The organism is Vibrio campbellii CAIM 519 = NBRC 15631 = ATCC 25920, from assembly GCF_002163755.1.
Taxonomy (GTDB): domain Bacteria; phylum Pseudomonadota; class Gammaproteobacteria; order Enterobacterales; family Vibrionaceae; genus Vibrio; species Vibrio campbellii.
In genome coordinates this window covers 1,773,987-1,785,940 of sequence record NZ_CP015864.1, presented here as the reverse complement: position 1 = coordinate 1,785,940, position 11,954 = coordinate 1,773,987, and the positions used below count along the sequence as shown (strand labels likewise).

Below are 11,954 nucleotides of genomic sequence, written 5' to 3'. Positions count from 1 at the left end.
GAAGGATTTTTATCAAAAATAAAGCGTGGCTTTAACCACGCTTTGCTTATTAACGACATCTTGGATTAAAAATCGAGATGGTAATTGTTGTTGGATTGGTTCAACGAAATCACCCAGTTCTTCTCAGGTTCACCGGCATTCATTGGTACCCATTGTGCGTACAACTTGGTCCAATTGCCATTCACCTCTAACTCAACCTGATTGGTTCGGGTTGGATAAATGGTGGTGATGCGTGACGTTGGGTCTGCAATCACATCACCGTTTTCAGCCATAAACGCCTCTCTGGTGTAAAGATGCAATGCACCATCAGAAGCCCCTTGGTAGTTCATAGACAAGGTAATGGTCTCGCCAACATCAAAGGAAAAGTCACGTTGTGCCACAATGTCTTGGGTTCCTTTAATAGGATCATCCGACGCCTCAGGAGGTGGAGTTGAAGAACCTCCACCGCCTCCGTCACCACCTCCACAGGCAACGGCAAGCAATGAAACAAAAATAATGGTTGGCAGCCTTGTAAAGATATTCATGGGATGCTCCTTGCTATTCCGTTGCTGAGATAACTTTGCCACTCGCTGGTGCGTTGTACCAACTGGTGTCCGTTTCGCCACTGCTGGTTACCCATGCTGGGAATCCTGTGTAGGCATGGCTGATGTCTGTTTTCTCGGTTGGGTGATCCCATTCATCACGAATGTTGATTGCCCAAGGCATGTTGTTGCTGGTTAGGAAATATTCCGAGCCGCCTGTGTCGTCATCATGCAGGTTGAACAATGCGTTATTCATGTCCCCAGTGCCTGAGAATGTCTTAAAGTGGGTTTGCCATGTAATGCCAGGGAAAGTCGAAACAAAGTCCCCGTGGTAGGTACCTTCTGCCGCAAAGATAAATGAGTCATATGGCGGGTAACCGATTTGATCTCGTGCGACTGGCGTGGTCAGTTCGACGACCATCTGGTAGCTGAGGATGTCGGTAGCTTGCTGATTCAAGCAATTGCTCTGAGTACGGTAATAAGTACAACCTGAAGTCAGAACACCAAGCGCATCCAGTTCAGCTCTTAAATCCTCCGATACCACCAACACGGTTTCGCTGCCAGATTGAAGCACCGTATGCTCCACTGCTTGCCCATTTTTGGACACCGTTACCGATGCCACGTTGGATGAATCCACATTAGGCAGCTTCACGGCAAAACCATTGGAATAACCCGCCCCCATTGCTTGTAGGGTGTAATCGACGGTAATGGTCTTTAATTCACGTTGACCATTCAAAAGTTCGGTCACACGATAGCGCCACACCACATCGTTAAAGTCGTAGTCACCCATTAACGGCCAGCGATCTTCGAACGCCATCGTTGCGTAAGTGTTGGAACTTGGATAAACCGAGGTCACAGTCACGTCAGGATCATTTTCTTGAACAAGAACTTCGTATTTCGAGTCAGTGGTGCCATCGGTGTTCACACCATCAACTGCCGTGAAAGGTGTCACTTCAACAGTAAAAATTAGGTCATTAAAATCGTTGTCTCCACTAGGGCGTTTAATGTCCTCAAACCCCAAGACTAGGAATTCATTCTCAGTGTCTAGGAATGCCACATTGTGCCTACGGTAATCGGCAGTCGCTTCTGGGTTTAGACTGGATAAACTGTAAAAAGGGGTATTCCAAGGACCTAGGTAATGAATGTTGTTATAAGTACCTACATGCCAACCATTTGGAATCAAGAAGAACGCTAGCGTTTGGCCCGAAGTGAGTTGTACATCCAGATTGATCGTGTCCCCTTCTTGCATATCACCATCAGGAGCTTTGGAGGTGTTAGGGAAAATCACTATGTGAGCAGCAATATCATCCTTGGTCGCTGGGGGGTTGGCTGTGTCATAAACAAAATATCCGAGGGTATTTCGATATCCAGCCCCTTCGTTCAGGAATGTTACAGACGCAGTTGCGTATTCAGCACCATCAAGTTCGTCATCGATATCGATGTTTGAATAACGCTCTGGTGCAATAAACGCACTGTTAACGTAAGTGCCTTCTGGAAGCATCGAGTAGACATTTGAGAGCGTATCGTGAGGTAAAGAGTCCGCAATGGATACAGTCTCTAAAGGCTTGCCTTTAATGGTGTAATTTGAGTTGTCGCTACCTGATTCGAACGATAAATCACTGGTAGTGAGTGCGTATCCAAACATTGACACGCAGCAACTGGTCAGCGCAATCAGTTTCCCCGCTTTCATGTTATTCCCCCTCATCAACTGAATCGATGGTCGTAGAGAGATAAGGCAAATATGATGCCGAAATAACTTCTTTATAAAACATGAATTTATATTTGCTTTAATGTCATTCTCATTTTGAGAATTAAGCTGATAGGCAAAGTGAGGCCAAATGGGAAGAAAAGAAAGAAATGCGAAAGGTGGACCACATGAAACAAAAAAGCGCCCCGAAAGACGCTGTTAATATCAATTAGTATGAATCTATGAACGCGCAGTCATTGGGTGGCTTGGACTCATTTCTAGCAAATCCCACAGGTTGCCATAGAGATCTTCAAATACGGCGACTGTGCCGTAGTCTTGCTCCGCTGGCGGGCGAACAAACTTAATACCCTGCTCTACCATTCGATTGTAGTCACGCCAGAAGTCATCGGTATTCAAAAATAGGAACACACGTCCACCGGTTTGATTACCGATGAAGTCATGCTGCTCTGGCTTAGACGCTTTGGCTAGCAATAATGTCACACCATTAGAACCCGGTGGAGAAACCACAACCCAACGCTTGTCTTGCTCTGGTTGGTAAGTATCTTCCACCAGCTCAAACTTCAGCTTATTCACATAGAAATCAATCGCTTCATCGTAGTCTTTTACGACCAAAGCAATATGGATAATGGATTGTTTCATCGCGTTATACCTTGAGTTTTCCGCTGATTACCGTCTTTGCGGAGCCAATCAGTTTAATGCGTCCGTTTTCTAACAACTCGGTTTGTAAGTGGCCGCCACGCGCTGAGGCTTGATAAGCTCTAAACTGATTTTGACCGAGCTTCTGCGCCCAAAACTGAGTCAGTGCGCAATGGGCTGAGCCTGTAACAGGATCTTCGTTCACGCCTACCCAAGGAGCGAAATAGCGCGAGATAAAGTCGAGGTCTGGGGAGTTCGATTGAGCAGTGACCACCACGCCGCGCCCTTGAATGTTCTTTAATGCATCAAAGTTAGGCTCGAGCTCCAACACGGTTTGTTCACTGTCGACTTCAATAAAGCCTTTGCTGTCAAACTGAGCGTAAGAAACCACTTGCTCCGCTTTGAATCCAAGCGCCGCTAGCAATGTAGCGTCTTGTTCAACATCCATTTCAAGCTGAGTCGAAGGAAAATCGAGCTCAATTGTCGACTCGTTTACTTTTGCATGAAGCTCACCAGAGAGAGTTTGAAAGGCAATGGTATCGCCAACCTTCGCTAATCCTTGTTCTTTTAAGATTTGCGCTGTAGCTAATGTGCCATGACCACATAGCGCCACTTCTACTTTAGGTGTGAACCAACGCAGTCGCATGTCTTTCAAACAGAGAAAAGCGGTTTCTGATACCGCCATTTCTTCAGCGATAGAGAACATCAATGCTTCTGGTAACGGTTCTTGTGAAAGGCAGACTCCAGCAGGGTTTCCTTTGAAAGGTTCGGTGGTGAAAGAGTCCACTTGGTAGATATCGAGATCCATGATGCGTTTCCTAATACTGCTATTTTGGCAAGATGCCAAACAGCTTATCGGTTTCATGGTAAAGCGACAATGCATGCCCTGATTGTTCTTGCAAAACACAAACAAAAGGCACCTTTCATGATGCCTTTTAGTCTCTATTTGGATTGGTTGTATATTAGCTCAATCATTTCCTTTACTTCTTGGCTAACAAACGCTTGTTTATGTAATGTCTTTTCGATAGCTCTAGACATTGAAGGACTTCTAGATTCTGCTTGGGAGATAATTTGCCGAACGTACGCCAAATCTGAAGCATCCTGACTAGCGCTCCATTTAATCAACGCGACACCAGCTTCATATTGCCCCATATTAGCAAGGGAATTTAAAGATGCTGCCACTAATTGGCTCTCAGCTGCATTACTATCAATCACTTGCTGCAAGTTCGGAACCAAACGTTCATTATTTAAGTATTGCAAACTAGATAAAGCCACCTTGGATTTGCTGCCATCAGTTTTGGCCATATCAATTAAGAACTCCAAATCACGCGCCGAAGCATTCTTCGCAATCCCTTGAGCAACATCACCGATATAAAGATTATCTTCTTCTAACTCTACAAAGCTATCCTTCAATAAACTGGTGTGATTGGCATCTTTAGATATCTTTTGTATGGACTTCTTCGCTACGTATACCGTATCTGAGCTCGAGTTAGAAAGCGTTTGCAACGCGTCTAGAAGTACGGCAACAGATTCTGGGGTGTTAATAGCCGCCAAAAGGCTCAATAAGTACTCCTGCGTCCGATCAGACGCATCATTAGGGCCTAGCTGCAATAGCTTTCTAATTTCATCATAAACATCAGGGGCTGCTTTCTCCTTCAACATAAGAATCAATTGTTTTTCTTTTGCTGAATCGACCCTTGCTATCTTTATGGAATTCACCAATTCTTGCCAAACACCAAAAGTCGAAATGCTAGTGCTTGTCTGCCGACTGTCCTGCACGATCATCTCTCCATCCCGGTTGGTATATGCATCTTCAATATTTGATGCTTTACCACCTTGTCTAGTCTGCTCATGAGCAATAGCTTTACTACTCTCGTCCCCCACCAGTTCAGAACTAACAGACTCACGCAAGCCAAGTTTGGTATACCCAAAATAAGCGAGTAGCGAAAAGCTGCTAACAAGAATGGCTAGTTTTTGTTTTCGCGTCACATTTTGTCTCCCCAACCTATGGATTCTGATACTTGCTGGTACATCTCAAATAAATCTGTAACTTGCTTAGTCTGATCGATATGGACGATATTATGACCATCATTCGTTAAAGAGAAATCAACATTTCTACCATATGGAGTAAGAACCTGGCTTAACTTTTGGCTATTGACGGGTACGATACCATCGCCAACCAAACTTGCTCTCGTTGCGCCATTTTCTATATACCTAAGCGTACTAGGATGTGGGTGGTCGCCATTAAACCATGATCCATAGTCGTACAAATCATAAATACCAACAACTTCAACATCTGTATCCAAAATACCAAATTCAGTTCCGCTGTAACTTAGTTGAGATAACACTGTTTTTTCTAACGCCAGTACATCTCTATTCAACGCGATAACTGATTCAGACTCAGGTGATAGAAAATCAACACTAGGAGCCATCAAGTCCATAACGTATTGACCAATTGGTAAACCCCAAAATGTTCTTTCACCAGCCAATAATTCAATCACTTCCCAGCTGTCTTCACAAACACTATTGTCCTGCCTAAAACTGCTCTTTGGCGTACAATTCTCATCCATATATTTATAAAAACGTCCAAGCGGTGAACCTTGATGAGGCGTACCTGTTGTCATCATTGCTTTTACATGATTTCTATTAAGTAAGGCGGTATTTTGTAGGTAAGCTCTAGCAGCTAAGCCACCTCGGCTATGACCAATCAGCACTATCTCCGTATCGATTCCAAGTTCATCTACAATTTTACCAATGATCGTTTCTACTTCTTTGCCTAGCAACTCAAAGCTAGAGTAGTCTCCATTGCACCCCAGAGCAGAAACACAAGTTTTCCCATCGAGTCCTTTAGAGCTGAGTATTGTATCTCTGTCATATCCACCGAAATCTAAACTAAAACAGTACTCCCCACGCATATTAACATCTGGAAGCGAGACGAGTTCGCTATCCAAATCGAGTACCTGACAGGCTCCAGAATAAAAACTATCGTCATTGATCAACGGTTGCCATGTTTCTGAACTTGATGCTAGGCCATGCAATAAAAGAGTGACTTTGTTGACGATTATTTCATCTAGTCTCGCCAATATTTGGTAACTCGTATCTTCTTCGGCAGACACTGCGATGAAATGAACCTGACCTGTTTTAAGTCTTTGCAGACATTTTTCATCAAGCTTGTAACTGTTGTTTGACCGACAGTCATAATCAAACTTAGTTGGAAGAGAGCCTTGTTTCACGTAAAGGTCGGCGTCACCTGATAATCCTTTCAAACTGATATTGAGTAAAATGTCTTCCGGAGTTTCTACCTTAAAGTAATGCCACTGCCCTGAGTTAATATCTTCACTTAAAGGCGCAGATAGCGACAATGTTGTAGGACGACTGGCTGTGTGATCATCGAATTCATACGGGTAGGAATCTTCGTCGTTTAAGATACCATCGCCGTCGATATCAAGGTCATCGCTATCAGCGGTGCCATCTTGGTCGGTATCGACTTCCATCTCATTTTTTGAGTTTCTCACGACATGCAAGAAATCATTTGGATCGGATTGAATCTGAGCGTAATGACTTAGACTTTCATATGTCTCTGTTGAGTTATCGAGAACTTGTTCAAAACTCGCATCGCTATCTGGCAGTAGATTTAATCGAACTAAATCTTCTGCGATAGAAATCATTCGCTCATCATTGTTCTTCACGAAATCTGACAGCAAATGCTCAGGCTTAACTTGAAGCTCTGCCGCTAATTGCTTTATTGCCTGTTCCGTTGTCAAACCTGACTGAACTTTGAAATAAACAAAAGTAGAAAACGGTGTGACGACATTTGTTCCTGCTGGAGCTGCCATAAGAAAATCATTTGTCACATAGCGATTCAAACCTTCGTCAAAGGTTTTTCCTGAACTTGCATGGACAAAAACGGTGTAGTCCTCAGGATTAATATCATCCGGAACCTTAAATGTTGCGACTCCTTTTGATCTTGTTACGGCAGCAAGAGATGATCTTTGAGTCGGTCCTACTCCCTCCTTATCCAACCAAGCGGTCGCATCAACTAAATAACCATCAATTGCTGTAATGGAGTAGTCATTGTAGGTTGTTGACGTTGTTGAATTCGACGCACTGGATGAGGAGTCATCTCCACCGCAACCAGAAACCAATAACAATGAGCAAAGAGCCGCCCATTTATAAATAGCCATTGCAAATCTCCATATAACACAAAATGCATAATCAACGAATACTAACAGGCTTAAATATCATTACAATTTGTTATTTAACAGTTAGTTGAGCGATCTCAAATATAAATAGAAAGAATGCAATTCAACAAATTATTATTCGACGAGTATGGGGGGGATATGGATAGCGGCCTCAATCAAGCGCCATATGTCTCGACTCATTCACATTTACAGGACACATGAAAAAGGCACCAATCGGTGCTTTTTGTTTTACTTAGTGAGTGTACTTACAGCTCGTGCCCGGTTCGAGCGATGATGTCGTCTTGTGCATCACCCGAAGTCATGTTGCCTTCGACTTTAATGATGGTGCTGGCTAAGATTTCTTGCTGCTCATCAGTAAACAAACCATAACAACGATCTTGAATTGTTGCTCGATCAAAACCAACTACCAGCGAAGATTTTGGCAGCCCAGCCTCAAGAACACTCAACAAGCGATGGAGGTGATGAAACTGGGCATCGAAGCCATTACATTACCAACCGATGTGGCGGCACAAATGTTCGCTCACCCAGCAGTAAAACCGGCGTTTGCACAGTTCGATAAAGACTGGAAAGAGACGTTTGGCGAGAAACTTTCATTTGAAAGCTAATTAAAAGTAGCAGCTAGACGTCTCAATGAATAATAAAGGGAATCTTCACTCACCCTGTGCGCCGGTGAGTTTAAGATTCCCTTTTGTGTTTCAGATAAAGAAGTAGCGCTATAGCAGCTCTCTATTGGTCAGTGACCAAAGGTACACGCGCTTGAGTAAACTGATTTTGAACCTCTTACGAATACCTCGTTTGGAATAGCGGAGTCGGCTTGGCAAAGTAATTGCTTTCAGCTCGGTTTTCATTTCTTTTCCATCCACCAACACAGTAAACCTCCGATGCAGTAAGCTAGCAGATCTTTCCAATCAAATGTGGCGCCCAAAATTACAGCCAGAGGCGATGAAGGTTCGATACCAAGCCAAACAGCAACCTGTAACAATTGCCCCAACTCGACGGCAAACGCAATCAACACCACCAATGAAACCAGCCAGTTAACGGACATGGAAAACAAGCTTGCGAGAAAGTAGTAGAGCCAAACCACAACCAGAACATCGCCAAATGTCGGACGAATAAAGCTGTCTCGAACAAAGAGCGCGATAACGACCAATGCGATAAAACACACCAAGCTTCTGAGTCCATTTTTTGCAGAAAATTGCAAGTGGATAGCGGACGTCTCTATCACCATATCGCTTGGCCGACCAGCGAGAGTGGCTCGCTTAAACATCTTCATGATTCGCCTCTGCGCTTTCTTCCACTTTCTTATTTCGTGCGTACCAGTCGATGTTGCGTGTAATGACCATAGTGAAGCTCAAAATCGCGAAACACAGTAATGTCCCCATGACCAATGCGTAACTCTCTGCTTGTAGCAAGCCAAACAGCAATCCATAAAGAGTGAGCAAACACGCTCCGAATATCGCGCCGTGTTTGGTGTTACTCAACATACCGCTCACGTACACACTTAAAAGCCCAGTCGATGCGACTGCCGACACCACATATGCCCAGTTGAAGCCGAGGTGTTCACTCATCGAAATCAGCAACAGATAGAAAAGCGCTAAAGCCAGACCAATAAAGCCGTATTGTACTGGGTGAACCGGACGCGCTTGGAACAGCTCCAGCAAGAAGAAACTCGCAAATACTAATGTGATAACCAACAGTGAATAGTTCACTGCTCGGTGAGATTTCAGATAGTGGTCCACGGGATCAATCAAATCTACGCCCATTTGTCGCTGTTCAAGCTCGTGACAAGCGTGATTAGATGACAAACAGCTTTGGAACAGCTGCGCGATATTGGTTGAGAAATTGTTGCTCGCCCATTGTGCGTTAAATCCATCTTCAGATACTTCTGACGACACCGGTAAGTAATCACCGATAAAGCTTGGATGTGCCCAAGCTGAAGAGAGCTCAACCGTTGTTTGACTGCCGATTGGTGTGACTTGAAGCTGCCCCATCCCTTGCAGCAAGAAGTTAAGATCGAACGCCAAAGGTTGCTCTGTGTTTAGGTCTGCAAGTGTCAGAGCATTGTGGAAGCCTTGTGGTAACTGGTCTAGCCCTGTTCCCGGTGCGACTTCGATATCAGCACTCGCCATGGTCATGTCATCCAAACGAATCAATCCGCGGCTGTCTTCAATGCCAACCACTAGACTCATGTTTTCAATATCAAGCCCCTGCAACGCCGCGACATCGTCTGCATCAAAAGCGCCTTTCAGCGACACTTGCGCTTTGTATAAACGCGCACGGTAAATACCTCGGTACTTTTCAAAACTGTCCAGATTTGCGCTCATATCAAAAGTGCTAGGTAGGAGGAATTTACGACGCTCTTTAATCTGTACTTTGTCATCTCGGTAACTGGTTTCGGTGTAGTTAACCATGATGAATGGACCAATGATGCGCTGTTCGCCGCTGCTGCTGCGTGCGATGTCATTTCTGACTTCATCTTGGCGATATGAGCGTTCTGAGATCAGCCCTGTGACCATTGAAAGTGGGATTTGCAGTAAAACAAACAAAAACAGCACGAAGGAGAACTTCGTGCCGAGTTGGTTATTGAGGATCTTTTTCATATTTCATTCTCCATTTGCTGATGGGAGTAATCTAAATCAGCAATTTGGAGAACGAATGGAGCTAATGTGGAGTTTCTATGGAGTTGGTAAAATCAAGGTCACTTTCACACCAGAATCGACGTTTTCTACTTGTAACTTACCTTTGTGCAGCTTGACCACTTGCTCAACAAAATTAAGCCCAAGCCCAGTGCTCTTAACGCCATTTTCCCGAGCGAGGGAGTAGAAGCGCTCGGTCAAACGAGGTATCGCGTAGTCGGGAATGTGAGGACCTGAATTGAAAATCGATAGGCACACTTTCTCTTTCGTGACCTCAGCTTTCCATTCAATACCTCCATCTGAATGAACAAAATCCAGCGCATTATCCATCAAGTTAAAAACGGCTTGTTTCAGTAAGAAGGCATCACCAAGCACGGCGAGATGGTCATCAATTTGGATGTTGGCAGTGACCGACTTAGCACTCAAACGCGCATCCGCCGATTGAACCACTTCATTGACCATTTGTTTTAGCGAGATAGCTTCGACTTGCTCTAGCTCGGGGCGCTTTTCAAGACGAGCAAGTTCTAGCAACTTATCAATCAATGACTGCATGCGGTCGCTTTCTCGCTCAATGTTGCCAGCAAAGCGCGTGACCTTTTCTTCAGGCAACGGCATTTGCAATATTTCACTCGCGCCTTTAATCGCTGATAACGGACTTTTCAGCTCATGAGTCAGCGTCTGTACGTACTCTTCCACATATTGTTTGCCGTCGAGTTGGTTGCGCATTTTCTCCAATGCGTCGCTTAGCGTGCCGTACTCATAGAAGATACGAAATGTAGGCTTAGAGACCTTTTCGCCCTCACCCATTTTGGTCGCGTAGTCTTCTAGCTTGTTCAGTGCCGAGTGAATTCGCCAAGCAAACAATGCCCCTGCCAGTAGCACTAAGCCACTCATCCACACCATCCAAAACAACACATTGCGTTTAGAGAGATCGATGAAAGGTTGTACTGAGCGATTGGATTTTGCCACCGTTACGCTGCCAATGATTTCGCCTTTGTGGTAAATGGGCGCAGCAACGTGCATAACGGTTGAGAGTGGATCTTTCGGGTCTTCAATGGTACTGCGCGCGCCGTATTGACCACGCAACGTGAGATACACATCATTCCATTGCGAGTAGTCTTTGCCTACATCTTGCTGCCAAGAATCTGCAATCACAATGCCTTGTTTATCAGTTATGTAAATTCGATGGTTAATCGCTTTTTTGCCGATTTCCCAAATGCGCGCTTGAGGTTCTCGCTGCCCATAAGCCGCTAGCAGTTTGGAAAAGCGACTCTCAGATAACTTGTCGTTCGCGACGTCCTCTTCAGCCAATACCGCGAGTAAGTTCGCCATATCCACCAGCGTCTCTTCGGTGGTTTGACGCACAGTTGGCTTAAGCTCTTGGACGACAGTTTTACTCACCATGTAAGCCGTCATTCCGACTAAGATGAAGTAGAGAAAAAACAGTCTGAGTCCAAGCGGGATCTTCGGCCAGCGATTCATCATTCACCTTTAATGCAGTAAAAGTACCCAAAGCCACGCTTAGTACAGATGCGTTCAGACATCTCAACCGGCTTCAACTTGTGGCGAATCGCTTTGATGTGGGTATCGATATTACGCTCATATGCAGCCTCTGGCGCCATATCAGCAGCGATCATAAGCTGCTCTCGACTCAATACATTGGAAGAGACAGAAATCAGTTTATTGAGGATCTTGAACTCCACCGCAGTTAACCCAAGCATTTGCCCGCCAATACCATAGTCGAAGTTTTGCGCAACCAAGTCATGGCTCAATTGAGGTTGTTCTGGAACAGTCACAGACTCCGGTTTGTGCTCCATCATCGGCGCTTTAGCTTTGATTCGAAGTTTAATACGAGCCAACATTTCACGCGGGCTAAATGGCTTAGTCACGTAATCATCCGCGCCAATCTCCAAGCCCACTACACGTTCAATTTCATCGCTTCTTGCAGTGAGAAAGATAATCGGAATATCAGAAAACTCACGGATGGTTTTGCACAATTCAAAACCATTGCCATCCGGTAAACCAACATCCAACACAAGTAACGCTGCTGGGTTTTGTTGCAAAAAAGCTAAACCCTCGCCTGCCGTTGCAAACCACGCCGCATGATAGCCATCCATCTCTAATACATGAATGAGGTTTTCTGCAATAGCAGATTCATCCTCAATAATAACGACAGTTGATTGGTCGCTCATTGTCTTAACCTCGTTGACGATATTTATTTTTGTGTTGGGGTTATCCCTTACTTTGATGC

At 44.7% G+C, this 11,954-nt stretch carries 10 protein-coding genes and 1 pseudogene; 1 reads left to right on the top strand and 10 read right to left on the bottom strand.

Annotated features, from left to right (window positions below; all coding sequences use genetic code 11):
• Window positions 1-65: 65 nt before the first annotated feature.
• The 6 genes from A8140_RS24300 to A8140_RS24275 all read right to left on the bottom strand — a co-directional run bounded on the left by A8140_RS24300 (window position 66) and on the right by A8140_RS24275 (window position 7,049).
• On the bottom strand, window positions 66-524 hold the full coding sequence (locus A8140_RS24300; protein WP_005529579.1) for a hypothetical protein: 459 nt from the start codon (window positions 522-524) through the stop codon (window positions 66-68).
• A 13-nt stretch (window positions 525-537) separates the two neighbouring features.
• Window positions 538-2,211, bottom strand: a complete 1,674-nt coding sequence (locus A8140_RS24295; RefSeq protein ID WP_005529578.1) for an LruC domain-containing protein — start codon at window positions 2,209-2,211, stop codon at window positions 538-540.
• A gap of 237 nt (window positions 2,212-2,448) precedes the next feature.
• The gene (locus A8140_RS24290; RefSeq protein ID WP_005529575.1) at window positions 2,449-2,868 is read right to left on the bottom strand and encodes a VOC family protein; all 420 of its coding nucleotides are present in this window, start codon (window positions 2,866-2,868) and stop codon (window positions 2,449-2,451) included.
• A 4-nt stretch (window positions 2,869-2,872) separates the two neighbouring features.
• Window positions 2,873-3,673, bottom strand: a complete 801-nt coding sequence (locus A8140_RS24285) for a PhzF family phenazine biosynthesis protein (RefSeq protein ID WP_005529572.1) — start codon at window positions 3,671-3,673, stop codon at window positions 2,873-2,875.
• Between the two features lie 134 nt (window positions 3,674-3,807).
• Window positions 3,808-4,854, bottom strand: coding sequence for a phosphoheptose isomerase family protein (locus tag A8140_RS24280; protein ID WP_005529570.1), 1,047 nt, complete (start codon window positions 4,852-4,854; stop codon window positions 3,808-3,810).
• Complete coding sequence (locus A8140_RS24275) at window positions 4,851-7,049, bottom strand: alpha/beta fold hydrolase (RefSeq protein WP_038862778.1); 2,199 nt, start codon at window positions 7,047-7,049, stop codon at window positions 4,851-4,853. The genes A8140_RS24280 and A8140_RS24275 overlap by 4 nt, the downstream gene beginning before the upstream one ends.
• 391 nt (window positions 7,050-7,440) lie before the next feature.
• Between A8140_RS24275 and A8140_RS24270 the strand changes: the two are divergent.
• Window positions 7,441-7,672 (top strand): annotated as a pseudogene (locus A8140_RS24270) (fructose-6-phosphate aldolase); the annotation flags it as partial.
• 239 nt (window positions 7,673-7,911) lie between these two features.
• Here the strand turns inward: A8140_RS24270 and A8140_RS24265 are convergent.
• The 4 genes from A8140_RS24265 to A8140_RS24250 all read right to left on the bottom strand — a co-directional run bounded on the left by A8140_RS24265 (window position 7,912) and on the right by A8140_RS24250 (window position 11,895).
• Entirely contained in the window at window positions 7,912-8,340 is a 429-nt protein-coding gene (locus A8140_RS24265) for a ribosomal maturation YjgA family protein (RefSeq protein ID WP_005529564.1), read from the bottom strand.
• Window positions 8,327-9,667: a cell envelope integrity protein CreD gene (gene creD, locus A8140_RS24260; RefSeq protein WP_005529561.1), complete on the bottom strand. Its 1,341-nt coding sequence runs from the start codon at window positions 9,665-9,667 to the stop codon at window positions 8,327-8,329. Before creD ends, A8140_RS24265 begins: the two co-directional genes overlap by 14 nt.
• A 75-nt stretch (window positions 9,668-9,742) precedes the next feature.
• On the bottom strand, window positions 9,743-11,185 hold the full coding sequence (gene creC / locus A8140_RS24255; protein ID WP_005529559.1) for a two-component system sensor histidine kinase CreC: 1,443 nt from the start codon (window positions 11,183-11,185) through the stop codon (window positions 9,743-9,745).
• Window positions 11,185-11,895, bottom strand: coding sequence for a response regulator (locus tag A8140_RS24250; protein WP_005529557.1), 711 nt, complete (start codon window positions 11,893-11,895; stop codon window positions 11,185-11,187). The genes creC and A8140_RS24250 overlap by 1 nt, the downstream gene beginning before the upstream one ends.
• Window positions 11,896-11,954 lie beyond the last annotated feature (59 nt).

What these genes read in the sequence shown, in the direction of transcription:
- creD (WP_005529561.1), bottom strand. Translation starts at nt 9,667, where the DNA reads ATGAAAAAGATCCTCAATAACCAACTCGGCACGAAGTTCTCCTTCGTG.
- A8140_RS24285 (WP_005529572.1), bottom strand. Translation starts at nt 3,673, where the DNA reads ATGGATCTCGATATCTACCAAGTGGACTCTTTCACCACCGAACCTTTC.
- creC (WP_005529559.1), bottom strand. Translation starts at nt 11,185, where the DNA reads ATGAATCGCTGGCCGAAGATCCCGCTTGGACTCAGACTGTTTTTTCTC.
- A8140_RS24265 (WP_005529564.1), bottom strand. Translation starts at nt 8,340, where the DNA reads ATGAAGATGTTTAAGCGAGCCACTCTCGCTGGTCGGCCAAGCGATATG.
- A8140_RS24250 (WP_005529557.1), bottom strand. Translation starts at nt 11,895, where the DNA reads ATGAGCGACCAATCAACTGTCGTTATTATTGAGGATGAATCTGCTATT.
- A8140_RS24295 (WP_005529578.1), bottom strand. Translation starts at nt 2,211, where the DNA reads ATGAAAGCGGGGAAACTGATTGCGCTGACCAGTTGCTGCGTGTCAATG.
- A8140_RS24300 (WP_005529579.1), bottom strand. Translation starts at nt 524, where the DNA reads ATGAATATCTTTACAAGGCTGCCAACCATTATTTTTGTTTCATTGCTT.
- A8140_RS24290 (WP_005529575.1), bottom strand. Translation starts at nt 2,868, where the DNA reads ATGAAACAATCCATTATCCATATTGCTTTGGTCGTAAAAGACTACGAT.
- A8140_RS24275 (WP_038862778.1), bottom strand. Translation starts at nt 7,049, where the DNA reads ATGGCTATTTATAAATGGGCGGCTCTTTGCTCATTGTTATTGGTTTCT.